This is a genomic window from Variovorax glacialis (genome assembly GCF_051216375.1).
Classification (GTDB): Bacteria; Pseudomonadota; Gammaproteobacteria; order Burkholderiales; family Burkholderiaceae_C; genus Variovorax.
Window position 1 is genome coordinate 81979 of record NZ_JBPJZT010000005.1, and the last position, 24141, is coordinate 106119.

Annotated in this window: 19 protein-coding genes; 6 read left to right on the forward strand and 13 right to left on the reverse strand. The window is 66.2% G+C overall.

Going from position 1 to position 24141, the window contains the following annotated elements:
* The first annotated feature begins 1 nt into the window (after position 1).
* From ACSFBL_RS15025 to ACSFBL_RS15040, 4 genes are read left to right on the forward strand one after another with little or no spacing between them, the layout of a single operon-like run.
* A complete protein-coding gene (locus ACSFBL_RS15025; RefSeq protein ID WP_435516590.1) occupies positions 2–1528 on the forward strand; it encodes an ABC transporter ATP-binding protein in 1527 nt (508 codons plus the stop codon).
* Positions 1525–2586, forward strand: a complete 1062-nt coding sequence (locus ACSFBL_RS15030) for an ABC transporter permease (protein ID WP_435516591.1) — start codon at positions 1525–1527, stop codon at positions 2584–2586. Before ACSFBL_RS15025 ends, ACSFBL_RS15030 begins: the two co-directional genes overlap by 4 nt.
* On the forward strand, positions 2583–3506 hold the full coding sequence (locus ACSFBL_RS15035) for an ABC transporter permease (RefSeq protein ID WP_435516592.1): 924 nt from the start codon (positions 2583–2585) through the stop codon (positions 3504–3506). The genes ACSFBL_RS15030 and ACSFBL_RS15035 overlap by 4 nt, the downstream gene beginning before the upstream one ends.
* The gene (locus ACSFBL_RS15040; protein WP_435516593.1) at positions 3506–4792 is read left to right on the forward strand and encodes an amidohydrolase family protein; all 1287 of its coding nucleotides are present in this window, start codon (positions 3506–3508) and stop codon (positions 4790–4792) included. Before ACSFBL_RS15035 ends, ACSFBL_RS15040 begins: the two co-directional genes overlap by 1 nt.
* A gap of 84 nt (positions 4793–4876) precedes the next feature.
* Here the strand turns inward: ACSFBL_RS15040 and ACSFBL_RS15045 are convergent, their stop codons facing one another.
* The 11 genes from ACSFBL_RS15045 to icd all read right to left on the reverse strand — a co-directional run bounded on the left by ACSFBL_RS15045 (position 4877) and on the right by icd (position 20701).
* Positions 4877–6274 carry a heavy metal sensor histidine kinase gene (locus ACSFBL_RS15045; RefSeq protein WP_435516594.1) on the reverse strand — a complete coding sequence of 466 codons (1398 nt, stop codon included), beginning with the start codon at positions 6272–6274 and terminating at the stop codon, positions 4877–4879.
* Positions 6271–6957: a heavy metal response regulator transcription factor gene (locus tag ACSFBL_RS15050; RefSeq protein WP_435516595.1), complete on the reverse strand. Its 687-nt coding sequence runs from the start codon at positions 6955–6957 to the stop codon at positions 6271–6273. Before ACSFBL_RS15050 ends, ACSFBL_RS15045 begins: the two co-directional genes overlap by 4 nt.
* A complete protein-coding gene (locus ACSFBL_RS15055; RefSeq protein ID WP_435516596.1) occupies positions 6954–10136 on the reverse strand; it encodes an efflux RND transporter permease subunit in 3183 nt (1060 codons plus the stop codon). The genes ACSFBL_RS15050 and ACSFBL_RS15055 overlap by 4 nt, the downstream gene beginning before the upstream one ends.
* Positions 10133–11320, reverse strand: a complete 1188-nt coding sequence (locus ACSFBL_RS15060) for an efflux RND transporter periplasmic adaptor subunit (protein WP_435516597.1) — start codon at positions 11318–11320, stop codon at positions 10133–10135. Before ACSFBL_RS15060 ends, ACSFBL_RS15055 begins: the two co-directional genes overlap by 4 nt.
* 5 nt (positions 11321–11325) lie before the next feature.
* Positions 11326–12777, reverse strand: a complete 1452-nt coding sequence (locus ACSFBL_RS15065) for an efflux transporter outer membrane subunit (protein WP_435516598.1) — start codon at positions 12775–12777, stop codon at positions 11326–11328.
* 90 nt (positions 12778–12867) lie between these two features.
* Positions 12868–13386, reverse strand: coding sequence for a GNAT family N-acetyltransferase (locus ACSFBL_RS15070; RefSeq protein WP_435516599.1), 519 nt, complete (start codon positions 13384–13386; stop codon positions 12868–12870).
* Between the two features lie 12 nt (positions 13387–13398).
* Entirely contained in the window at positions 13399–14841 is a 1443-nt protein-coding gene (gene sbcB / locus ACSFBL_RS15075) for an exodeoxyribonuclease I (protein WP_435516600.1), read from the reverse strand.
* A gap of 2 nt (positions 14842–14843) precedes the next feature.
* On the reverse strand, positions 14844–16295 hold the full coding sequence (gene cls / locus ACSFBL_RS15080; protein WP_435516601.1) for a cardiolipin synthase: 1452 nt from the start codon (positions 16293–16295) through the stop codon (positions 14844–14846).
* Between the two features lie 163 nt (positions 16296–16458).
* A complete protein-coding gene (gene clpA / locus ACSFBL_RS15085; RefSeq protein WP_028250144.1) occupies positions 16459–18780 on the reverse strand; it encodes an ATP-dependent Clp protease ATP-binding subunit ClpA in 2322 nt (773 codons plus the stop codon).
* A 54-nt stretch (positions 18781–18834) separates the two neighbouring features.
* Positions 18835–19194: an ATP-dependent Clp protease adapter ClpS gene (gene clpS / locus ACSFBL_RS15090; protein WP_435516602.1), complete on the reverse strand. Its 360-nt coding sequence runs from the start codon at positions 19192–19194 to the stop codon at positions 18835–18837.
* A gap of 247 nt (positions 19195–19441) precedes the next feature.
* On the reverse strand, positions 19442–20701 hold the full coding sequence (gene icd / locus ACSFBL_RS15095) for an NADP-dependent isocitrate dehydrogenase (RefSeq protein WP_435516603.1): 1260 nt from the start codon (positions 20699–20701) through the stop codon (positions 19442–19444).
* A 215-nt stretch (positions 20702–20916) separates the two neighbouring features.
* Between icd and ACSFBL_RS15100 the strand changes: the two genes are divergently transcribed.
* Positions 20917–21237 (forward strand): cell envelope biogenesis protein TolA, encoded by a 321-nt coding sequence (locus tag ACSFBL_RS15100; RefSeq protein ID WP_435516604.1) that lies wholly within the window; start codon positions 20917–20919, stop codon positions 21235–21237.
* A 198-nt stretch (positions 21238–21435) separates the two neighbouring features.
* The gene (locus tag ACSFBL_RS15105) at positions 21436–21888 is read left to right on the forward strand and encodes a DUF192 domain-containing protein (RefSeq protein ID WP_435516605.1); all 453 of its coding nucleotides are present in this window, start codon (positions 21436–21438) and stop codon (positions 21886–21888) included.
* A 64-nt stretch (positions 21889–21952) separates the two neighbouring features.
* Here the strand turns inward: ACSFBL_RS15105 and ACSFBL_RS15110 are convergent, their stop codons facing one another.
* Positions 21953–22534 carry a superoxide dismutase gene (locus ACSFBL_RS15110; RefSeq protein WP_435516606.1) on the reverse strand — a complete coding sequence of 194 codons (582 nt, stop codon included), beginning with the start codon at positions 22532–22534 and terminating at the stop codon, positions 21953–21955.
* A 47-nt stretch (positions 22535–22581) separates the two neighbouring features.
* On the reverse strand, positions 22582–23895 hold the full coding sequence (gene xseA / locus ACSFBL_RS15115) for an exodeoxyribonuclease VII large subunit (RefSeq protein ID WP_435516607.1): 1314 nt from the start codon (positions 23893–23895) through the stop codon (positions 22582–22584).
* Between the last annotated feature and the right edge of the window lie 246 nt (positions 23896–24141).

Below are 24141 nucleotides of genomic sequence, written 5' to 3' on the forward strand. Positions count from 1 at the left end.
GTTGACAGTCCTGTTCCTGCGCGGCATCACCAAGCGCTTCGGCGCGCTGGTCGCCAATGACGGCATCTCGCTCGACCTGCAGGCCGGCGAGGTGCTGGCGCTGCTGGGTGAGAACGGGGCGGGCAAGTCGACCCTGATGTCGATCCTGTTCGGGCATTACGTGGCCGATGAGGGCAGCATCGATGTGTTCGGGCGGCCGCTCGCGCCGGGCAATCCGAAAGCGGCGCTGGCGGCGGGTATCGGCATGGTGCACCAGCACTTCACGCTGGCCGACAACCTCAGCGTGCTGGACAACGTGCTGATGGGCACGGAATCGCTGTGGCAGCCTTTCTCGCGGCGCGGCGCGGCGCGCGCCCGGCTGCTGGAAGTGGCGCAGCGCTTCGGGCTGCCGGTGCAGCCGGATGCGCTGGTGGGCGACCTGTCCGTGGGGGAGCGTCAGCGGGTGGAGATCCTGAAGGCGCTGTACCGCGACGCGCGCATCCTGATCCTCGACGAGCCCACGGCCGTGCTCACGCCGCAGGAGAGCGAGGCGCTGTTCCACACGCTGGGGCAGATGGTGGCGCAGGGCCTGTCGATCATCTTCATCAGCCACAAGCTGGCCGAGGTGCTGCGCGTGTCGCATCGCGTCGCGGTGCTGCGCGGCGGCAAGCTGGTGGCCGAGGCGCGCACCGGCGACACGACGCAAGCGCAGCTCGCACTTTGGATGGTCGGGCATGCGATCGAAGGCACGGTGCGCCGGCCTGCCCAGCGCGTCGGCGATGCGGTCTGCGTGCTCGACCACGTACGGACCGCCGGCAGCGGGCATGACCGGCTCGAGGACGTGACGCTCACGCTCAAGGGCGGCGAGATCATGGCGATCGCGGGCGTCTCCGGCAACGGCCAGGTGGCGCTGGCCGAACTGTTGAGCGGCACCCGGCGCGCAACCGCTGGCACCGTCAAGCTGATGGGGCGCGACCTGCCCGCCTCGCCGGCCCGGCTGGTGCAGCGCGGCGTGGCGCGCATTCCAGAGGACCGGCATGCGGTGGGCGTCGTGGGCGACCTGCCGGTCTGGGAGAACGCCGTGTCGGAACGGCTGCGCAGCCGGGCGTTCTCGCGCTGGCTCTGGGTCCGGCGCGGCGTCGCAAAGGCCCATGCGCGCAGCGTGGAGAAGGCCTACGACGTGCGCGGGGCCGGCCTCGAATCGCCGGCGCGATCGCTGTCCGGCGGCAACATGCAGAAGCTGATCCTCGGGCGCGCGCTGCTCGCGCCCGCATCGTCGCCGGCGAAGCATCGCATCGCCCGGTTGATCGTCGCGCACCAGCCGACCTGGGGGCTGGACATCGGCGCGGTCGCCTACGTGCAGCAACAGTTGATCGCGGCGCGCGATGCGGGCGCGGCGGTGCTGCTGATCTCGGACGACCTCGACGAGGTGCTGACGCTCGGCGACCGGGTCGCGGTCATGCACGGCGGCCAGCTGGGCGAGCCGCGACCCGCAGCGGCATGGACGCGCGAAGCCATCGGCCTGGCCATGGCGGGTTCGAAGGCATGAGGCTGGAGCGCCGCCACGAGACATCCCGCATGGCGCTGGTGCTCGCGCCCATCGGCGCGGTCGCGTTCACGCTGCTGGTGAGCGCGCTGCTTGTCCTCTGGGCCGGTGCACCCGTGGGACGTACCTACGCGCTCCTGCTGCAAGGCGGCTTCGGCTCGGTGTTCGCATGGAGCGAGACGCTCACCCGCGCCATTCCCCTGATCCTGACCGGACTGTCCGCCACGGTCGCCTTCAAGGCCCGGCTCTTCAACATCGGCGCCGAGGGCCAGCTCTACGCCGGCGCGCTCGCCGCCGTCGCCATCGGCGGCATGCACGGCGGCACGGGCTTCGAATGGCCGCTGTGGCTGCTGTATCCGCTGATGATGCTGGCCGCGGCGACCGCGGGCGCCCTGCTGCTGCTCGGCCCCGCGCTGATGAAGAACAAGCTCGGCGTCGACGAGGTGGTGACCACGCTGCTGATCAACTTCATCGTGCTGCTCGGTGTCTCGGCGATGCTCGACGGGCCGATGAAGGACCCGACGGCCATGGGCTGGCCGCAGAGCGTCTCGCTGCAGTCCGAACTCGAACTCGGCAAGCTGGTCGCGCAGACGCGGGTGCATACCGGGCTGCTGTGGGCCGTCTCGCTGTCGGTCATCGTGTGGGCGCTGTTCAAGTACACGGTGATCGGCTTCGACATTCGCGCGGTGGGTGCGAACGCGCGCGCCGCGGCGTTCGCGGGCGTGCCGGTCACGCGCACCGTCGTGCTGGTTGCCCTGCTCTCGGGCGCGCTTGCCGGTTTGGCGGGCGCCATCGAGGTGGCCGGCCGCACCAGCTATGTCACGCTGGACATGTCGCCGGGCTACGGCTACAGCGGCATCGTGATCGCGATGCTGGCCGGGCTGCATCCGCTCGGCGTGCTGGCTGCCGGCGTGTTCGTGGCGGGCGTGCTGGTTGGCGCGGACACGATGAGCCGCGCGATCGGCGTGCCGACATACATCGCGGACGTGATCGTCGCTGCGTCGCTGATCGCGGTGCTGGTCGCAACCTTGCTCACGCAATACCGGGTCCGCATGAAATGAGCGACGTGGCGGACATCCTTTCCAACCTCTCTTTCTGGGTGGCCGTGCTGCGCATCGCCACGCCGCTGATCTTCGGCACGCTCGGCGTGCTGCTGTGCGAGCGCGCGGGCGTGCTCAACCTCGGCATCGAGGGAATCATGGTGGCCGGCGCCTTTGCCGGCTGGCTGGCGGTGTATGCGGGCGCGCCGCTGTGGGTGGGCGTCGGCGTCGCGGCGCTCACGGGGGCCGTCTTCGGGCTGCTGCACGCGTTCCTGACGGTGGGGCTGGCGCTGTCGCAGCACGTATCGGGACTCGGCATCACGCTGCTCGCGACGGCCCTGAGCTACTACGGCTATCGCGTCAGCTTCCCGAAGGTGAACACGCCACCGACCGTCACGCCCTTCGCGCCGATGGAATGGCTGCACGTGCCGGTGCTCGATGCGCAGACGCCGCTCACCCTGCTGGCGCTGCTGATGGTGCCGGTTGTGGCGTACCTTCTCTACCGCACGCCGGCGGGGCTGGCCGTGCGCATGGTCGGCGAGAACCCGCAGGCGGCCGAGGGCCAGGGCGTGTCTGTCGCGGCGACGCGCACGGGCGCCATCGTCGCGGGCTCGGCGTTGATGGGCGTGGCGGGGTCCTTCCTGACGCTGTCGGCCTTCAACGCCTTCTTCTTCAACATGATCAACGGTCGCGGATGGATCTGTGTGGCGCTGGTGGTGTTCGCATCGTGGCGACCCGGCAAGGCGCTGCTGGGGGCGCTGCTGTTCGCCTTCTTCGACGCGCTGCAGTTGCGCTTGCAGCAGTCGGGCGATGCGGTGCTGCCCTACCAGATCTACCTGATGCTGCCGTACCTGCTGTCGATCCTGGCCTTGGTGCTGGTGGCCCGCAAGGCAAGCTACCCCCAGGCGCTGATGAAACCCTACAGAAAAGGAGAACGCTGATGCTCGACCTCCTCGTCCACAACGCCACCTTCCCTGACGGCCGCGCGAACATGTCGATCGCCGTGCAGGACGGTCGCATCGCGGAAGTGACGGCCGGCCTTGATGCGCCTGCCGCGCAAAAGCTCGACGCGCAGGGCCTGCTCGTCTCGCCGCACTTCATCGACCCGCACTTCCACATGGACGCGACGCTCAGCTACGGCCTGCCGCGCGTCAATGAAAGCGGCACGCTGCTCGAAGGCATCGCGCTGTGGGGCGAACTCAAGCCGCTGCTGACGGCGGATGCGCTCGTCGAGCGTGCGCTCGCCTACTGCGACTGGGCGGTCGCCAAGGGACTGCTCGCAATCCGCACCCATGTGGACACCAGCGACCCGAGCCTGCTCGCGGTCGATGCGCTGCTCGAAGTGAAGCGCCGCGTCGCGCCCTACCTCGACCTGCAACTCGTCGCCTTTCCGCAGGATGGCGTGCTGCGCTCGCCCGGTGGCGTCGAGAACCTGAAGCGCGCGCTCGACAAGGGCGTCGACGTGGTCGGCGGCATTCCGCATTTCGAGCGCACGATGGCCGACGGCGCGGCCAGCGTGAGGCTGCTGTGCGAGATCGCGGCCGAGCGCGGGCAGCTGGTGGACATGCATTGCGACGAGTCGGACGATCCGCTCTCGCGCCACATCGAGACCTTGGCCTTCGAGGCGCAGCGCCTCGGGCTGCAAGGCCGCGTGACGGGATCGCATTGCACGTCGATGCATTCGATGGACAACTACTACGTGAGCAAGCTGCTGCCGTTGATCGCCGAAAGCCGCGTCAGCGTGATCGCGAATCCGTTGATCAACATCACGCTGCAAGGGCGGCACGACACCTATCCCAAGCGCCGAGGCATGACGCGCGTGCCCGAACTCATGGCCGCCGGTGTGAACGTCGCCTTCGGGCATGACTGCGTGATGGACCCGTGGTACGGCATGGGATCGGGCGACATGCTGGAGGTCGCGCACATGGGCTTGCATGTGGCGCAGATGACCAGCCAGCGCGGCATCCGCCAGTGCTTCGACGCAGTCACGACGAATGCCGCGAAAGTGTTTCACCTCGACGGCTACGGGCTCGAAGCAGGGTGCGACGCGAGCTTCGTGCTGCTGCAGGCGCGAGATCCGGTCGAGGCGATCCGATTGCGTGCGACGCGGCTCAAGGTGTATCGCAAGGGGAAGCTGCTGGCGGAGACGCCTGCTGCCACGGCGGCGCTGCACCTGTCCGGCCGCGCAGCCGAAACCGCATGGATGAGCCCGACAGGACGCGCATGACTCCCTCTCCCTCTGGGAGAGGGTTGGGGTGAGGGCTCCGGGCCTGCGTTGCGGGCGCCGCGCCTGATCAACCGCCCGGAGCCCTCACCCCTGCCCTCTCCCAGAGGGAGAGGGAGAAAGAGCGACGCTGAAGCCTACCGTCGTAATGCCGTCCCGCGACCGCGCGAACACCGTCCCGTTATGCATCACCGCCACCGCCTTGACGATCGACAGTCCGAGCCCATGGTTCTCGCCGCTGTTCCGGCGCGAGGTATCGACGCGATAGAAGCGGTCGAACAGCCGCGGCAGTTGCTCCGCCTCGATCGGCGCACTCGGGTTCGAGAAACTCACTTCCGCCGAGCGCGCGCCCTGCCCGATCTGCACGACCACCCGCGCACCGGGCCGCGAATGCTGGATCGCGTTCTGCAGCAGGTTGGTCAGCGCACGTCGGAACAACGAGGTCTCGATGGGTGCGACCGCATCGCCTTCCACCTCCACCGTCATGCCGGCCTCGTCGAGCAGCAGGTCGAGGAATTCGACCGTCTTGCCGACTTCCTGTGCGATAGACGACGCCACCAGGCCACGCGCACGCACGCCTTGCTCGGCTCGCGCCAGGAAGAGCATGTCGGCCACGATGGCACGCAGTCGCTCCAGCTCTTCGAGGTTGGACTGCAGCACTTCGCGCAGTTCGGCGGCATTGCGCTCGCGCCCGAGGGCGACCTGAGTCTGGCCGATCAGGTTCGCGAGCGGCGTGCGCAATTCGTGGGCCACGTCGTCGCTGAAGGTCGCGAGTTGCCGGTAGGCCGCATCGAGCCGGTCGAGCGCGGCGTTGAACGACGCGCCGAGGTCGGCCAGTTCGCTGGGCAGCGCGGGGAGCTGCAGCCGCTGTGCCCGGTTGTCGGGCCCGACGCGCTGCGCATCGGCCGACAGGCGCTGGACCGGGCCGAGCCCGATCCGTGCGATCCAGTAGCCGAGCCCTGCCGACAGCGCGGTACCGGCCAGCGTCAGCAGCGCCAGCGCCGTCTCGAAGGTGCGCAGCGTGACGCGGAACGGCTCGGCATCCACGCCCGCCATGTACCGCACGGCAGGCCGCAGTTCGCTGGCGGGCAGCAGGCCGCCACGCACGTGCATGCGCATCGGCCGGGGCGGCGTGCCGACCTCCAGTTCGACGCTGTCCTTCCCAGCCTCGACCGCGGCCTCCACCAGCGGCAGGTCCTCTCCGTAGCGGAAGGCGGGATCCTCGCTCCACATCCAGGAGCGGGTGCGTGCATCGGCCGAGTTCAGCGTGTCGAGCTTGTCGCGGATGCGCTCGCCGAGGTTGGGCGCGCGGCCGTGCTGCAGCATGTAGGCCATGTCTTCGAGCCGCGCATCGATCTGTTCCTGCTGGTGACGCGCAAGTTCGTTCGACAGCACGCGATGCAGCGCGCCGCCCAGCAGCGCGAACCCGGCCAAGGCCGCGATGGCGAACATGAGGGCCAGTCGGATGGCAATCGAATTCTTCATTCCGGCGACCCGCTACCACGGTCTTCCAGCACGTAGCCCATGCCACGGATGGTGTGCAGCAGGTTGTGACCGAAGGGTGCATCGATCTTGGCGCGCAGGCGCTTGATGGCGACTTCGACCACGTTGGTGTTGCTGTCGAAATTCATGTCCCAGACCAGTTCGGCGATCACGGTCTTGGAGAGGATTTCGCCCTGGCGGCGTGCCAGCACCGCGAGCAGCGCGAATTCCTTGGCCGTGAGGTCGATGCGCTGTTCCTGCCGGATGGCCTTGCGCCCCAGCATGTCGACCCGCAGATCGCCGACACGCAGCAGCGTGGACTCGTGCGCGCGCCCGCGCCGGGTGAGCGCCTGCAGCCGGGCCAGGAGTTCGAGAAAGGAAAAGGGCTTGACCAGGTAGTCGTCCGCACCGGCCTGGAGGCCGCGCACCCGGTCCGCGACGCCGTCGCGCGCGGTCAGCATGATGACCGGCGTGTTCTTCACGCTGCGCAGCGACTTGAGCACCGAGAAACCGTCGAGCCCCGGCAACATCGCGTCGAGCACGATCACGTCGAAGTCGTAGTGCAAGGCCATGTGCTGCCCGTCGATGCCGTCGAAGGCGAGGTCCACGGCGCAGCCCTCCTCGGTCAGGCCCTGGTAGAGGTAGTCGGCCGTCTTGCGCTCGTCTTCGACGATCAGGACTTTCATTCGGCGATGGCTCCGGCCGGTGCATCCGGCAATTCCGGCAGATCAGGCGCCTCGCGCTGCCGCCGCGCTTCCTTGCGGCGCACGTACCAGTGGTGGGCGCGGTCGAGGTACAGGTAGATGACCGGCGTGGTGAAGAGCGTGAGCATCTGCGAAAGGATGAGGCCACCGACCATCGCATAGCCCAGCGGCCGGCGCAACTCCGAGCCGGCGCCGTGGCCCAGCATCAGCGGCAGCCCGCTCAGCAGCGCGCACATGGTGGTCATCATGATCGGGCGGAAGCGCAGCACGCAGGCCTCGAAGATCGCGTCGCGCGGCGACATGCCCCTGTCCCGCTCGGCGTGCAGCGCGAAGTCGACCATCATGATGCCGTTCTTCTTCACGATGCCGATCAGCAGGATGATCCCGATCAGCGCGATCACGCTGAGATCGTATCCCCCGGCCATCAAGATCAGCAACGCGCCCACGCCGGCCGAAGGCAGGGTCGACAGGATGGTCAGCGGGTGGATGTAGCTCTCGTAGAGCAGGCCCAGCACGATGTACACCGAGATCAGCGCCGCCGCGATCAGGTAGGGCTGCGTGCGCAGCGAATCGCCGAAGGCCTGGGCCGTGCCCTGGAAGTTGCCGCTCAAGGTCGCGGGCACGCCCATCTGCGCCTGCGCCGCGTCGATCGCGTCCACCGCCTGGCCGAGCGAGGCGCCCGGCTTGAGGTTGAAGGACAGCGTGACCGCCGGGAACTGCCCCTGGTGGCTGATCGCGAGGTAGCCGGTCTTGCTTGTGTCGAGCTTGACGAAGGTCGACAGCGGGACCTGCTGGCCGTTGATCGGCGAGGTGAGGTAGAGATGGTCGAACAGCGAGGGATCGCGCTGCAGGGCCGGCGTGACTTCCAGCACCACGTTGTAGCTGTTGAGCTGGGTGAAGTACTGCGCCACCTGCCGCTGGCCGACGGCGTCGTAGATCGTCGCGTCCACCATGGCCGGCGTGATGCCGTAGCTCGACGCACGCTGGCGGTCGATCGTGACCATGGCGGTCGGCGCCGAGTTCTGCTGGTCGGTGGTCACGTCCGTGAGTTCGGGCAGCTGGCGCAGCCGCTCCAGCAGCTTCGGCGCCCAGGTGTTGAGTTCGTTCAGGTCCGGGTCGGTGAGCGTGTACTGGTACTGCGTGCGCGAAAGCCGCCCGCCCACGTTGATGTCCTGTCCCGCCTGCATGAACAGCGCGATGCCCTGGATAGGCGCGAGCTTCGGCCGCAGGCGCGCGATCACCTCGTCGGCAGTGGCGGTGCGGCCTTCGTCCTTGGGGCGCAGGCCGATGAAGAAGTTGCCGGAATTGAAGGTGCTCGCACCGGCCTGCATGCCGAAGCTCGTGACGTCCGGGTCCTCGCGGATGATGTCCGCGACCTTGAGCATGCGTTCGCGCATCGCCTGCGAGGACGAATCCTGCGCCGCGTCGGCCGAGCCGAAGAGGAAGCCGGTGTCCTGCTGCGGAAAGAAGCCCTTGGGGATCGTGATGAACAGCAGCACCGTCGCCGCGACGGTGACGATGAAGCTCATCAGCGTGATGAACGGATGCCGCAGCACCACACCGAGCCCGCGCTTGTAGCCGTTGAGCATCGCGTCGAATCCGCGTTCGAGCAGCATGTAGACGCGCCCGTGCTTCTCGTTGGCGACGTGCGGCTTCAGGAAGCGCGCGCAGAGCATCGGCGTGAGCGTGAGGGAGATCAGCACCGACACCGCGATGGTCAGCGTGACGGTGACCGCGAATTCGCGGAACAGCCGCCCGACGATGCCGCCCATGAGCAGCAAGGGAATGAACACCGCCACCAGAGAGACCGAGATCGAGATGATGGTGAAGCCGATCTCGCCGGCACCCTGCAGGGCCGCCTGCATCGGCTTCATGCCGTCCTCGATGTGGCGGTAGATGTTCTCGAGCATCACGATCGCGTCGTCCACCACGAAGCCCACCGCGATGGTCAGCGCCATCAGCGAGAGGTTGTCCAGGCTGTAGCCGACGACGTACATGACGGCGGCCGTGCCGAGCAGCGCGAGCGGCACCGTCACGCTGGGAATCAGCGTCACCGTGACGTTGCGAAGGAACACGAAGATCACGGCCACCACCAACGCGATCGACAGCAGCAGCGTGAACTCGACGTCCTTGACCGAGGCGCGGATCGTCTGCGTGCGGTCGACCAGCGTGTTGACGGTGACGCTCGGCGGAATGGCCGCCTTCAGCTTGGGCAGCGCGGCCTGGATGCGGTCCACCGTCTCGATCACGTTGGCGCCGGGCTGCTTGGTGATGGCCAGCATGATCGCGCGGCCGTCGGTGATGTCGCTGCCTTCGGGCGCGGCCTTGCCCGCGAAGCCCCAGGCGGCCACCTTGCTGTTCTCCGGGCCATCCACGGCCACGCCGATGTCGCGCACGCGGATCGGCGCGCCGTTGCGCCAGGCCAGCACCATGTCGTTCCATGGCGCGGCCTTGAGCAGCTGGTCGTTGGTGTAGACGTTGAAGGCCTGGCGCTCGCCGTCGATCGTGCCGGTCGGCTGGCTCACGGTGGTGGCGGCGATCACGCCGCGCACGTCTTCCAGGCTCATGCCCACCGCCTGAAGCTTGGCCGGATCGACCTGGATGCGCACCGACGGCTTCTGCACGCCGAAGATGTTGACCAGCCCGACGCCCGAGATGCGCGAGATCTGCTGCGCCAGCACGTTGTCGGCATAGTCATTGACCTGCACCAGCGGCAGCACCTTCGACTGCACGCCGAGGATGAGCACCGGCGAATCGGCCGGGTTGATCTTGCGGAAGCTCGGCGGGCTCGGCAGGTTCTGCGGCAGTTGCCCGCCGGCGGCATTGATCGCGGTCTGCACGTCGAGCGCGGCGCCGTCGATGTTGCGGTCGAGGTCGAACTGCAGGGTGATCTGCGTGAGGCCGAGCGAACTGCTGGAAGTCATCTGCGCGAGGCCCGCGATCAGCGAGAACTGGCGCTCCAGCGGTTGCGCCACGTTCGCGGCCATGGTTTCAGGACTTGCGCCGGGCAACCGCCCCGTGACCTGGATCGTCGGAAAGTCCACCTGCGGCAAGGGCGCCACCGGCAGCAGGGGCCAGGCGACCAGGCCGATGAGCAGCAGCGCCGCGGCGAGCAGCGAGGTGCCGATCGGGCGCTTGATGAAGGCCGCGGAGATGTTCACTGTTTCACCCCCGCGTTGGAGGCCACCGGAGGATTGACGGGCTTTTCGAGGACGCGCGCGCCGGGCGTCATGCGGTACTGGCCGTCGAGCACGACCCTGTCGCCGGCCGCCAGACCGGACTCGATGACGGACTTGCCCCTGACGCTGTCTGCGACGGTGACCGGCTGCACACGCACCTTGTCATCGGGCCCGACCACATAGGCGAAGAAGCCGTCCTGGTTGCGCTGCACCACGGCCGAGGGCACGGTGAGCGCATCGGCGCGCTCGCCGAGCACGACGCGGGCATCGACCGACTGGCCCGGCCAGAGCCTGTGCTCGGGATTGGCGAACTGCGCCTTCAGCGAGATGGTGCCGGTGGCTGCGTCGATCTGGTTGTTGAGCAGCACCAGCGTGCCGGGCGCGAGCACCTCGTGCGTGTCGCGATCGATCGCCTCCACCTTGAGCGGCTCGTGGCTGGCGTTGAGCGCACGGTTCACGGCCTGGAAGCTGCTCTCCGGCAGCGTGAACTGGACGGCGATCGGGTCGATCTGGTTGATGACCAGCAGCCCGTTCGCATCCGCGGCATGCACGATGTTGCCCGGATCGACCAGGCGCGCTCCAATGCGCCCGCTGATCGGCGCGGTGATGGTGGTGAAGCCGAGTTGCACCTTCGCCATGTGGATCTGCGCTTCATCGCTCTTGAGCGCGGCCTGGAGCTGGTTCACCAGTGCGCGCTGGGTGTCGAGCGTCTGCTGCGTGGTGGCGTCTTCCTTGATCAGGTCGCCGTAGCGTTGCAGGTCGGCGCGCGCGTTGGCCAATTGGGCTTCGTCCTTGGCCTTCTGCGCGACGATCTGTTCGAGCTGCGCCTGCAAGGTGCGCGGGTCGATGCGCACCAGCACCTGGCCCGCCTTGACGTCCTGGCCTTCCTTGAAGTCGACGCTGTCGAGCTGGCCGTCGACGCGCGGACGCACCGTGACCGACGCCACGGGAACGACGGTGCCCACGCCGCTGCGCGCGATCGGAACCGTCTCGCTCGCCACGCGGACCGTGGTGGCCGGCACGCCCGCAGGCCCGGCGGCCGGCGCTGCGGCATGCGTCGTGAACTTGCGCCAGGCGCCGGCAGCTACGAGCACGGCAATCAGCACGAGCGCGGCGACGAGCCACCAGCGCTTGCGCCGGTGAGGATGGGTTGTAGAGAGATCCATGACGTTCACTTGTTCATTGAAACCTGGGGACCGCCCGCGGTGGGGCTGGCATCCGGGCTGGGCTGCAACTGGCTGGCGTTCCAGCCGCCGCCGACGGCCTTGACCAGGGCCACGTTGGCGGCGAACTGCCGGCCCTGCAGTTGCAGCGCGGTCCGTTCGTTGTTGAGGGCCAGGGTCTGCGAGGCGATCACCGTGAGATACGGCGTGGTGCCCGCCCGGAACTGGCTCAACGACACCCGCTCGGCGTTGCGCGCCGACTGCACCGCACCGTCCTGCACGGTGCGCTCCTGAGCGAGCAGGTCGAGCGCGGCGAGGTTGTCCTCGACCTCCCGGAAGCCCGCGAGGACGGTCTGCCGGTACTTGGAAGCCGAGGCATCGAAGACCGCGCGCGCCTGCGCCACCTGCGACTCGCGCAAGCCGCCGTCGAAGATGTTGCCCGCCAGCGCAGCGCCGAGCGCCCAGACGCGGTCCGGCGTGGCAAACCAGGGGCCGAAGCCCGGTCCGGCGAAGCCGCCGGCCGCGCTGAGCGACAGCGTGGGGTAACGGGCGGCCTGTGCCTCGCCGATGCCTGCATTGGCGGACGCCACGCGCCGTTCGGCGCCGGCGATGTCGGGCCGGCGTTCGAGCAGCTCCGAGGGCAGGACCGAGGGGAACCGCGGCAGGTTCAGCGCGAATTCCTCGGGCGGCAGCGAGAACTGCGAGGAGGTCTTGCCCAGAAGCACCGCGATCGCATGCTCGAGCTGGCGCCGCGTCAGTTCGTTGTCGATCGCCTGCGCCTGGGTCTGCTGGAGCGTCGCGTTGGCCAAGTCGACGTCGGCGCGGGATGTGACGCCCACGCGGTACTGGCTCTGGGTGATCTGGAGGGACTTGCGGTAGGCCTCGACGGTGCGTTCGTAGAGGCGCTGCTGGGTGTCGGCCACGCGCAGCTGGATGTAGTCATTGACCACCTCCGCCTGTATCGCGAGGCGCACCGCGGCGAGGTCCGCTTCGCTCGCCTGCGCGCTGTCGCTGGCGCCTTCGACCGTTCGGCGCACCCGGCCCCAGAGATCCGCCTCCCAGCCGGCCTGCAGCGACCACGCATGCGCGTTGCCGAGCGTCGAGCCTTGGGCGGTCTGGCTGCGCGCGCGGCCCACCGACGCGTTGGCATCGAGCGTGGGGTACCAGGCGGACTGCGCGCCCTGCACCAGGGCCTGCGCCTCGCGGAATTGCGCCTCGGCCACACGGAGGTCCTGGTTGGCGGCACCGGCTTCCTTCACCAGGGCATCGAGCCGGGCATCGCCATAGGCCGTCCACCATGGGTTCTCGGAATCGACGTTGCCGGGCGTTGCCGCTTTCCAGCCGGCGCTTTCCTTGAAGGTCGGCGCAAAGACGCCTTCGGGCAATGAGGGCCGCTGGTAGTCGGGCCCGACGGCACAGGCGGTCAGGGACGCGGCCAGTGCCAGACACAGTATTCGCATCCCGCCCACTGTAGGGAGCGGGCGGGGACGCCAGCCTGACCGTCAGATGACAATCCTGTCAGCTTCGGCGTCCGGCGTCGACGCGGCGCGTCAGCCCAGCGGGGCGACGGGACACCACATGTGGACTTTCGAGAGATAGGCGCCATCGAGCGCGACGGCAAAGGGTTCCACACCGAAGGACACGAAACCGCATTGCTCGTAGAGCCGTTGCGCGGCGACATTGCCTTCGGTCACGGTCAACTGGACGAGCTTGACGCCATCCCGCGCCGCGGCGAAGGCCAGTGCAGCCGACACCAGTTCACGCCCGAATCCGCCCTGGCGCGATGTGGGATGGACATACATGCCGAACAGGTTCGCCTTGTGCCGGGCCTTTTCGCGCGGCTCGAACTGCAGGCCGGCAGCCCCGACGAGCCGCTCGCCATCGAAGGCGCCGAGCACGATCTGGTCGGCGCGCGGCGAAGCGTCGAGGCGCGCCTCCCACCACGACAGTCGAAGCGCGGCACGCTCGGCGGCGCTGGATGTGAATGCATCGGGATGACGCTCGTAGCCTTCGAGCATCAGCTCGCGGTAGTCGGCGGCATCGGTGGGAACCAGGCGGCGTACGGTCATGGCGTGTGGGGTTCAGAGAGCGGGCGCAATGGCCTCGGCGTATTCGTATAACGCGCCGAGTATCTCCTCCGCGCGCGCGTCCGCGGTCTCCGCGAGCGTGTCGATCTCGGCGAACAGTTCGTCGACGTTGCGGACGCCGCCCTCGCCTTCGAGCAACCGTGCCACGCGGTGCGCCTCCCAGCGTTCGGCCTCTTCCTCGTTGAGCGTCTCGACGAAGTTGCGCGCGCGGTAGCGGAACAGCAGCTCTTCGAGACGCGGGTCGTCGAAGCCGGTGCGTGCCTGCGCGAGCTGGGTCGGCGACAGGCTGCGCAACTGGGTCAGCTTTCGCCGATCGCCGTTGCCGACGAATCCGCCGTAGAGGTCTTCATCGACATCGGGCGTGCCCTCCCTCGGCCGCTCGTAGACCTGGGGCCAGATCGCGCTCATGTCGGGCAGCCCGGCAGCGATGGCGGCGTTGCGCATCGCCGCTCCCATGTCGATGGCCCAACGGTCGGCCATGGAGGGTGACAGGGTCTTGAGGTTGCCGACCACCATCGGCGACTTGTTCAGGTGCACGCCCTTGACCGGTAGGCGTGCGACGCCTTCGGGCAGGTCGGCGGTGCGGGTGAAAAGGCGAAGGCGCAACGTCGCCACGTCCAGATCGCGCAGTTCCGAGGGGTCGTGCGCCAAATCCCAGGCGAGCAGTTCGTTCTTGTTGGTCGGATGGCTCGCGAGCGGCCACATGACCGCCAGGCAGCCGCGCTCCGCGGGGAACATGCCGGAGACGTGCAGGAAGGGACGGGCCGATTCGCGCGTCGCGGGCAGCCCGAGTTCGGAAGCCACGCGGTCCTTGCGATGCAGTCCGAACGCGAAGTCGAAGAGCTTGGGCTGCTTCTCGCGAATGAGCCGCGCCAGCGCGATGGTCGCGCGCACGTCGGACAGCGCATCGTGGGCCGCCTCGTGGAGCAGCCCGTTGGCGCGGGCCAGATCTTCGAGCTTGAAGCTCTGGCTGCCATCGGCCTTCTTCGGCCACTCGATGCCGTCGGGACGCAGCGCATAGGTGAGGCGCACCACGTCGAGCAGGTCCCAGCGGCCGCAGTCGTTCTGCCATTCGCGCGCATACGGGTCGATGAGGTTGCGCCAGAACAGGAAGCGCGTGACTTCGTCGTCGAAGCGGATCGTGTTGTAGCCGACGCCGATGGTGCCGGGACGGGCGAAGGCCTGCTCGATCTGCGCCGCGAACTCGTATTCGGGAACGCCGCGTTCCAGGCATTGCTGGGGCGTGATGCCGGTGATGAGGCAGGCCTCCGGGCTCGGCAGGTAGTCGGGTGCAGGCTTGCAATAGATCATCAGCGGCTCGCCGATCTCGTTGAGCTCGGCATCGGTGCGGATGGCGGCGAACTGCGAAGGCCGGTCGCGGCGCGGCACGGCACCGAAGGTCTCGTAGTCGTGCCAGAGGAAAGTGTGAGGGGCCATCGTCAAAGCAAGGGGGAAAACAGGCGGGCGACCGAGTCGCCGAAGCGTCGAATGAAAGGTTGAGGTCGGCTGGCCCGCACCGGAGAGGCGCTGGTCAGGTCGGTTTCGAATTGCTCGACGAGCGGCGCGGCCAGCGTCGGCCCGTAGATCACGGCGCAGACCTCGAAGTTGAGGCGGAAGCTGCGGTTGTCGAAATTGGCGGTGCCGATCATGGCGCAGTTGTCGTCGACCACCAGGGTCTTCGAATGAAGCATGCGCGCCTTGTACTCCCACACCTTGACGCCGGCCGCGATGAGTTCGTCGTAGTAGGAGCGCGCCGCGGCGCTCACGACGATCGAATCGCTGCGCCGGGGCACGAGAAGGCGCACATCCACGCCACGCAATGCGGCACTCGTGAGCGCCATCAGCGCCGGCTCGCCGGGCACGAAGTACGGCGTGGTGAGCCAGGCTCGATGCACGGACGATTGGATCGCCGCGAGGTGCATGCGGTGGATCGGCTCTAGCAGGTTGTCGGGGCCGCTGGTCACGATCTGCACCGGAATCCTGCCGGCGCCCTCGCTCGGGGGAAGGCGGGGGAGCAGATGCAGAAGGGTCCTGTCGATGTGACGCGGGTCCTCGCCGGTTGCGTAGGTCCAGTCCTCGAGGAAGGTCGTCTGCAGCCAGCGGACCGCACTCCCCTCGATGCGAAGGTGGACGTCGTGGTAGGCATCGGGCCGGGTGCGGGAGTCTTCCTCGTCGGTGATGTTCACGCCGCCCGTGAAGCCTACGCGCCCGTCGCAGACGATGATCTTGCGGTGGGTGCGGTAGTTGGTCACCGGGCGCAAGCGGCGGCCGATGCGCGTGTCGTGGAAAAGCCCGACATGAATGCCCGCGGCGTGCATCGGCGCCATGAACTTGCGGCCGATGCGCTTCGATCCGAGCGCGTCGAGCAGAAGCCGCACCGAGACGCCATCGCGTGCACGCTCAATCAGCAGGTCACGCAGCGCGGTGCCGATCTTGTCGGGCTCGAAGATGTAGTACTCGAGGTGCACATGGTCGCGTGCGTTCCGGATCGCCTCGAAGATGGCGTCGAAAGTGCGCGCGCCGCCGGAAAGCAACTCCGCTGAAGTCGCACTCGACACCGGCAGGCCGCAGGCAGCCGTACCGAGGTCGGCCATCTGCCGCAGCGCGGGCGGCGCCTGCTCCCTCGCATCGCGCAGCAGCGCGAGATCCCCCGGCGCCTGCGCCCGGCTGCGCAAACGTTTGAGCCGCTGCTTCTTCAGCCGCTGCGGTCCGAGAAAGTAGTAGATGACGAACCCGGCGAACGGAATCAGCGCCAGCGACAGGATCCAGCTCATCGTCGACACCGGCGCGCGCTTCTGCATCACGATCCAGACGGAAAGCACCGCGATGTAGCCGCTCCACGCAAGGGAGAGGCCGGTCTTCCATTCCTGGCTGAGCTCGGGGACGATCAAGGGGGAAAAGCGGTTCTGGAAATGAAAAAAGCCGGTAGCGATGCTACCGGCCTTTCTTCCCTATCCAGGAATACCGCGGATCCGGCTCGGCCGGTCCGCAGGTATTGCCCCCTGCAAGGGGGTAGGCGGCCACACGAAGTGGGCAAGCCTGGGGGTTAGCCGATCAGCCTGTCGCTGCTTCCTCGGCCTCAGGCTTCGCCTTGCCTTCCTTCTTGGCAACCGGCTGGATGTCGAGCTGCACTTCTTCCTTGTCGTCCAGATCGACGGTCAGGCGACCGCCTTCCTGCAGGCGACCGAAGAGCAGTTCGTCGGCCAAGGCACGACGGATCGTGTCCTGGATGAGGCGCTGCATCGGACGCGCACCCATCAGCGGGTCGAAGCCCTTCTTGGCGAGGTGCTTGCGCAAAGCGTCGGTGAATGTGACATCGACCTTCTTCTCGGCAAGCTGGGTCTCGAGCTGCAGGAGGAACTTATCCACCACGCGCAGGATGATCTGCTCGTCGAGCGCCTTGAAGCTCACCGTCGCGTCTAGACGATTGCGGAACTCCGGCGTGAACAGGCGCTTGATATCGGCCATCTCGTCGCCCGCCTGACGCGGGTTGGTGAAGCCGATGGTCGCCTTGTTCATGGTCTCGGCACCCGCATTGGTGGTCATCACGATGATCACGTTGCGGAAGTCGGCCTTGCGTCCGTTGTTGTCGGTCAGCGTGCCATGGTCCATGACCTGCAGCAGCACGTTGAAGATGTCCGGGTGCGCCTTCTCGATCTCGTCGAGCAGCAGCACCGCGTGCGGCTTCTTCGTGATGGCCTCGGTCAGCAGACCGCCCTGGTCGAAACCGACGTAGCCCGGAGGCGCGCCGATCAGGCGGCTCACCGCATGGCGCTCCATGTACTCCGACATGTCGAAGCGGATCAGCTCGATGCCCATGATGTAGGCGAGCTGCTTCGCTGCTTCGGTCTTGCCGACGCCCGTGGGGCCGCTGAACAGGAACGAGCCGATCGGCTTGTCCTCGCGACCGAGACCGGAACGCGCCATCTTGACCGCCGAGGCGAGCACTTCGAGGGCCTTGTCCTGGCCGAACACGACGCTCTTGAGGTCGCGCTCGATGGTCTGCAGCTTGCCGCGGTCGTCGTTCGAGACGTTGGCCGGGGGAATGCGCGCGATCTTGGCGACGATTTCCTCGACCTCGGTCTTGCTGATAGTCTTCTTGCGCTTGTTCGCAGGAAGGATGCGCTGGGCGGCGCCGGCTTCATCGATCACGTCGATCGCCTTGTCGGGCAGATGACGGTCGTTGATGTACTTGGCGCTCAGCTCGGCCGCAGCCTGCAGTGCGGCCACGCCGTACTTCACGCCATGGTGCTCCTCGAAGCGCGACTTGAGGCCCTTGAGGATGTCGACCGTTTCCTGCACCGTCGGCTCGACCACGTCCACCTTCTGGAAGCGACGCGACAGGGCCGCGTCCTTTTCGAAGATGCCGCGGTATTCGGTGAAGGTGGTCGCACCGATGCACTTGAGCTGTCCGCTCGAGAGCGCCGGCTTGAGCAGGTTCGATGCGTCGAGCGTGCCGCCCGAAGCCGCACCGGCGCCGATCAGCGTGTGGATCTCGTCGATGAACAGGATCGCGTTCGGCTTGTCCTTGAGCGACTTGAGGACGCCCTTCAGGCGTTGCTCGAAATCACCGCGGTACTTGGTACCGGCCAGCAGCGCGCCCATGTCGAGCGAGTAGACGTTCGACTCGGCGAGGATTTCCGGCACGTCATTCTGCGTGATGCGCCATGCAAGGCCTTCGGCGATCGCCGTCTTGCCGACGCCGGCCTCACCCACGAGGAGCGGGTTGTTCTTGCGCCGGCGGCACAGGATCTGGATCACGCGCTCGACCTCGTACTCGCGGCCGATGAGCGGATCGATCTTGCCTTCCTTGGCAAGCTGGTTGAGGTTCTGGGTGAACTGCTCGAGCGGCGAGGACTTCTCGTTCTTTTCGCCGCCGCCCTCTTCGCCTTCGCCCGAAGACGCGTCGCTGCTGCCCTTTGCGGCTTCCGGCGGATCGCTCTTCTTGATGCCGTGCGCAATGAAGTTCACCACGTCGAGGCGCGTCACACCCTGCTGATGCAGGTAGTAGACGGCATGCGAGTCCTTTTCACCGAAGATGGCGACCAGCACGTTCGCGCCGGTGACCTCCTTCTTGCCGTTGCCGGTGGACTGCACATGCATGATGGCGCGCTGGATCACGCGCTGGAAGCCCAGCGTCGGCTGGGTGTCGACATCGTCGGTACCCGCCACCTGGGGCGTGTTGTCCTTGATGAAATTGGTGAGCGACGCGCGAAGGTCGTCGACGTTGGCCGAGCATGCGCGCAGAACCTCTGCGGCGCTCGGGTTGTCCAGCAAAGCGAGCAGCAAGTGCTCCACCGTGATGAACTCGTGGCGCTGCTGCCTGGCTTCGACAAAAGCCATGTGCAAGCTGACTTCCAGTTCCTGGGCAATCATGTGATTTCCTTTTGCCTTGCTGTAAATAATTTCTCAGATGGGTTGGAGAGCGATTTATTCAACCGGTTCACTGACGCATTGCAACGGGTGCCCGGCCTGATGGGCCGCTTCCATCACCTGATTGACCTTGGTCGCCGCCATGTCGCGGGAGTAGACCCCGCACACGCCACGACCGTCGAGATGGATCTTGAGCATGATCTGCGTGGCGGTTTCCCGGTCCTTGTTGAAGAACTCCTGGATCACGACGATGACGAATTCCATCGGCGTGTAGTCGTCGTTCAGCATCACGACCTGGTACATCTGGGGCGGCGCGGTCTTCTGCGGCCGCCGTTCGAGAACGACCGCATCGCCATCGTCCCGCCCCGGCTTGGCGGCCGGCGGCGTCTTGGGGGTCGAGGGGATTCTGGTAGCCATGAAAATCATTTTATAGAGCAGCCGCGAGTTGCACTTGCTGTAGTAGGACAACTGGAGGCAGCTTTGTGACATTCAAGGCGGACGGGAAGGGAACGGTGCTGCTCGACGCATGCAAACTGCATGCCCTGTCTCCCCCTGACAACGTACGCGTGGCGGACGACATCCGCAAGGGGAGCAAACAAAAATGCCCCGGCGCCTGGTGGGCTCGGGGCATTCGCGGCGAGGCGTCGGGCGACGCTTCGGAAAATTACATGTTATCGATCATCACCTGCCCGAAGCCTGAGCAGCTCACCTGGGTGGCGCCTTCCATCAGGCGCGCGAAGTCGTAGGTGACCTTCTTGCTGGCGATCGACTTCTCCATCGAACTGATGACCAGGTCGGCGGCCTCGGTCCATCCCATGTGGCGCAGCATCATTTCGGCGGAGAGAATCTCGGATCCGGGGTTCACGTAGTCCTTGCCGGCGTACTTCGGGGCCGTGCCGTGGGTGGCCTCGAACATGGCGACCGTGTCGCTCAGGTTCGCGCCGGGGGCGATGCCGATGCCGCCCACTTGCGCCGCCAGAGCGTCCGACACGTAGTCGCCATTGAGATTCAGCGTGGCGATCACGCTGTATTCGGCCGGGCGAAGCAGGATCTGTTGCAGGAATGCATCAGCGATCGAATCTTTTACGGTAATTTCTTTGCCCGATTTCGGGCTCTTGATCCGCATCCAGGGGCCCCAGTCGATCAGTTCGGCGCCGAATTCCTTGGTCGCCAGACCGTAGGCCCAATCGCGGAATGCGCCTTCGGTGAACTTCATTATGTTGCCCTTGTGCACGATCGTGACGCTGGGCTTGTCGTTGTCGATGGCGTACTGGATCGCCTTGCGCACCAGGCGCTCGGTGCCTTCCCGCGAAACGGGCTTGATGCCGATGCCCGAGGTGTTCGGGAAGCGGATCTTCTTGACGCCGAATTCGTCCTGCAGGAACTTGATGAGCTTCTTCGCCTTGTCGCTTTCCGCTTCAAATTCGATGCCTGCATAGATGTCTTCCGAGTTCTCGCGGAAGATCACCATGTTGGTTTTCTGCGGCTCCTTCACGGGACTGGGCACACCTTCGAAATACTGTATGGGCCGCAGGCAGACGTAGAGGTCGAGTTCCTGGCGGAGCGCAACATTCAGCGAACGGATACCGCCCCCGACCGGCGTGGTCAAGGGACCCTTGATCGAAACGACATAGTCGCGGACGGCGTGGAGCGTTTCCTCGGGAAGCCAGACGTCGGGACCGTAGACCTTGGTCGACTTCTCGCCGGCGTAGACCTCCATCCAGTGAATCTTCCGCTTGCCGCCGTAGGCCTTCTCCACGGCGGCGTCGACCACCTTGAGCATTACGGGCGTGATGTCCAAGCCGGTCCCGTCGCCCTCGATGAACGGAATGATCGGCTGATCCGGCACATTGATCGAGTTGTCGGCATTGACCGTGATCTTCTGGCCTTCGGCCGGGACTTTGATGTGCTGATAGCTGGACATGAGAACGAGGACTCCGCGGGAAATGAACGCTGGAAGACATTACGTTTCCAGCCGGCTGAATACCCTTAGAATTTTAGACGCAACCGGAGGAGCCTGAAGTATCTGTCAACCACGGCCATATTGGCTCCGTTGTTGACTGACCTTCTGCTGGCCGGGAGGCGTTTTCAACCATATCCATTGAGGAATCCGTAATGAGCAAAGTTCTCGCAGTAACGATGGCCGGCCTGATCGCAGCCGGTGCAGGTCTGTTCTCGGTTAGTGCGTCCGCACAAGGCGGCTCGACCTCGCAAGAAGCCGCCCCCCCGACCAACACCAAGCCCCAGCAGCGCGCAACCGAACGTCGCGCTTCCAAGCCACAAGGTGAAGTCCGTCCTCAGGGTGGTGACACGCCCAACACCGCCGAAGGTAGCGGTGGCCTGACCTCGAACAAGGCAACTGCCGCCGGCCAGGCGCGCGCGAACACCCGCAGCGATCGCCGCCGCGACAAGAGCGGAAACGTCCGCAAAATGAATCCGCAAGGCGGCACGCCCAACTGATCGGTTCGATCCGGCCACCCAAAAAGGCGTTCTTCGGAACGCTTTTTTTTGTCCTCTTGCCGCCCAATGCGCCCATCTGCGCCAACACCGGCAACCGAACAAGCAATTCGCCGGAATAAGAGGTAAGCTTCCCGGTCAATTGGCCATGCCCGCTTCCGCGGGCATTCTTGTTTGTGTTGCCGTCCTGAAAGTCGACCCATGTTCCAGCGTTTTTTCACCTTTTTAGCGCTCTCGGCCGCATTACTGACTATTGCGCAGGCCCAGGAGCCTCAAAGCAATCTTCAGCGCACCCGAATCTCCGCCGGCATGTATCAAATCGACGCGCAGGTCGCGCAGACGCCGGTGCAGCGCCAGATCGGCCTCATGTTCCGCAAGGAGATGCCTCAGACCGAGGGAATGATCTTCGTCTTCGAGCAACCGGCCACCCAGTGCTTCTGGATGAAGAACACACTGCTGCCGTTGACGGCGGCGTTCGTGGCCGACGATGGCCGGATCGTGAATCTCGTCGACATGAAGCCCATGACCGAGGATTCCCATTGCTCCAAGGAGCCGGTGCGCTTCGTGCTCGAAATGAATCAAGGCTGGTTCGCGCACAAGAACATCAAGGAAGGCAGCAAGCTCGGCGGCGAACTCTTCGCCAACCGGCGCTGAACTTCCGCTCGCCATGAAAAAAGCCGACCCTCGGGTCGGCTTTTTCATGAGTAAAGGATTGGTATCAACCGAAGTTCTTCGCGGCGAAGTCCCAATTCACCAACTTCGCCAGGAAGGTCTCGACGTACTTCGGGCGCAGGTTGCGGTAGTCGATGTAGTAGGCGTGTTCCCAGACGTCCACCGTCAGCAATGCCGTGTCGGCCGTCGTGAGCGGGGTGCCGGCGGCGCCCGTGTTGACGATGTCGACCGAGCCGTCGCCCTTCTTGACCAACCAGGTCCAGCCGGAACCGAAGTTGCCCACGGCCGACTTCACGAAGGCTTCCTTGAACGCCGCGAAGTTGCCCCACTTGGCGTCGATCGCCTTGGCAAGCGCACCGGCGGGCTCACCGCCGCCCGCGGGCTTCATGCAGTTCCAGAAGAAGGTGTGGTTCCAGATCTGCGCTGCATTGTTGTAGATGCCACCGCTGGACTTCTTGACGATCTCTTCGAGCGTCATGTTCTCGAACTCCGTGCCCTTCTGCAGGTTGTTCAGGTTCACGACGTAAGCATTGTGGTGTTTGCCGTAGTGGTATTCGAGCGTTTCCTTCGAATACTCGGGTGCCAGCGCGTCCAACGGGTAGGGCAGAGGCGGAAGAACGTGTTCCATGTTTTATCTCGCGGGTTGGTTGTGGGATGGCCGATTCTAGAAAGGAATTACGCGCCCGGCGTCGGACGTGGTCCCTTTGTCCCTGCTTGGATCACCGTGAGATCGATCGCGCCATCGGCGAGGCGCGCCTGCACCTCGTCACCGGGAGCGACGCCGTTCACGCTTGTTACCGCGTGGCCGTCGGCGTTCGTGAGCCACGCGTAGCCGCGCTGCAGGACCAGCGCAGGATCCAGCAACTGCAAGCGCAGCGCTGCCCGGTCGAGGCGCTCGTGTTGTCGGAGCAGCGCCGCGCGAAACCTCTGGGGCAACTCGGCTTGCAGGGTCTGCTGGGCCTGTGCAAGACGGCCCGTCCTGGCCGTGACGGCGTAGTGCAGACGTTGCGCATGGTGCGCAAGGCGCAGCTTCTGGCGTCCCACCAGCGTCGACGGCCGCCCGAGCCGGCCAGCCGCCACATCGAGGCGCTGGCTCGACGCATCGACGCGCGCCATGATGGATTCGCGCAGCCGCTCATCGAGCAATTCGAGCGCGCCCAGCCACAGATCCCGTGGCGCCGCGACGAGTTCGGCGGCGGCGGTCGGCGTCGGGGCTCGCACGTCGGCGCAGAAGTCGGCGATGGTGAAGTCGGTCTCGTGGCCAATGCCACTGATCACCGGCACCGGACTCTGCACGACGGTGCGCGCCAGTTGTTCGTCGTTGAATGACCAGAGATCCTCGATCGAGCCGCCGCCGCGAACCAGCAAGATGACATCGACTAGCGGCTGCGCCAGGTACAGCGATTGCAGCGCGCCGACGAGTTCGCCCGCCGCGTAGGCGCCCTGCACGGCCGCAGGTGCCAGCACCACCGGAATGTGCGGAACGCGACGTCGCAACGCGGTGACGACGTCATGGAGCGCCGCGGCGCCGAGCGAAGTCACCAGCCCGATGGCGCGCGGCATGGTGGGCAGCGGCCGCTTGCGAGCGCTGTCGAAGAGTCCTTCCGCCTCGAGCTTGGCCTTGCGCTGAAGAAACTGTTCGAACAACGCGCCCTGACCCGCTCGGCGCAGGCTCTCGACGACCAGTTGCAGATCGCCGCGCGGCTCGTATACGGCCAGCCGTCCGCGCACTTCGACCTGGTCGCCGTCACGCGGCGAGAAATCGAGCAGGCTCGCGGCGCGGCGGAACATGGCGCAGCGGAGTTGTCCGAACTCGTCCTTCAGCGCGAAGTAGCAGTGCCCGCTTGCGGCGCGGGAAAAGCCGGAAATCTCGCCGCGTACCGTGACTGGGTTGAAGCGCGCCTCCAGCGCATCCGCGACCGCGCGGCACAACGCGCCCACAGCCCAGATGCGCGTTCCGGACGCAGGTGTTTGCTCACGTTCGTTCATGCAGGGACCGCGTAACAGGGGGTGATTCGTCCACAAGAGGGCTCTGAGTCGCCGATTGGCCCACTGGGCAGGCATCCGAGGCGCAAGTCCACGTGCAAGCTGTTGATTTGATTGGGAAAAGTGCTGCTCAAAATTCGGTCTAAGCAATGAAACGCCCATCCGGTGCGGGCCCGGACATGTTGCGCGGCGTGTTAATCACAAAGTTATCCACAGTTTCTGTGCGTCTTCGCCTACGTGAAAGACATG

Coding starts and splice junctions, on each gene's coding strand:
- icd (WP_435516603.1), bottom strand. CDS start 20,701: ATGTCCAGCTATCAGCACATCAAAGTCCCGGCCGAAGGCCAGAAGATC.
- ACSFBL_RS15070 (WP_435516599.1), bottom strand. CDS start 13,386: ATGACCGTACGCCGCCTGGTTCCCACCGATGCCGCCGACTACCGCGAG.
- ACSFBL_RS15060 (WP_435516597.1), bottom strand. CDS start 11,320: ATGGATCTCTCTACAACCCATCCTCACCGGCGCAAGCGCTGGTGGCTC.
- xseA (WP_435516607.1), bottom strand. CDS start 23,895: ATGAACGAACGTGAGCAAACACCTGCGTCCGGAACGCGCATCTGGGCT.
- ACSFBL_RS15105 (WP_435516605.1), top strand. CDS start 21,436: ATGTTCCAGCGTTTTTTCACCTTTTTAGCGCTCTCGGCCGCATTACTG.
- ACSFBL_RS15045 (WP_435516594.1), bottom strand. CDS start 6,274: ATGAAGAATTCGATTGCCATCCGACTGGCCCTCATGTTCGCCATCGCG.
- ACSFBL_RS15100 (WP_435516604.1), top strand. CDS start 20,917: ATGGCCGGCCTGATCGCAGCCGGTGCAGGTCTGTTCTCGGTTAGTGCG.
- clpA (WP_028250144.1), bottom strand. CDS start 18,780: ATGATTGCCCAGGAACTGGAAGTCAGCTTGCACATGGCTTTTGTCGAA.
- sbcB (WP_435516600.1), bottom strand. CDS start 14,841: ATGGCCCCTCACACTTTCCTCTGGCACGACTACGAGACCTTCGGTGCC.
- ACSFBL_RS15050 (WP_435516595.1), bottom strand. CDS start 6,957: ATGAAAGTCCTGATCGTCGAAGACGAGCGCAAGACGGCCGACTACCTC.
- ACSFBL_RS15065 (WP_435516598.1), bottom strand. CDS start 12,777: ATGCGAATACTGTGTCTGGCACTGGCCGCGTCCCTGACCGCCTGTGCC.
- ACSFBL_RS15030 (WP_435516591.1), top strand. CDS start 1,525: ATGAGGCTGGAGCGCCGCCACGAGACATCCCGCATGGCGCTGGTGCTC.
- ACSFBL_RS15110 (WP_435516606.1), bottom strand. CDS start 22,534: ATGGAACACGTTCTTCCGCCTCTGCCCTACCCGTTGGACGCGCTGGCA.
- ACSFBL_RS15040 (WP_435516593.1), top strand. CDS start 3,506: ATGCTCGACCTCCTCGTCCACAACGCCACCTTCCCTGACGGCCGCGCG.
- clpS (WP_435516602.1), bottom strand. CDS start 19,194: ATGGCTACCAGAATCCCCTCGACCCCCAAGACGCCGCCGGCCGCCAAG.
- ACSFBL_RS15035 (WP_435516592.1), top strand. CDS start 2,583: ATGAGCGACGTGGCGGACATCCTTTCCAACCTCTCTTTCTGGGTGGCC.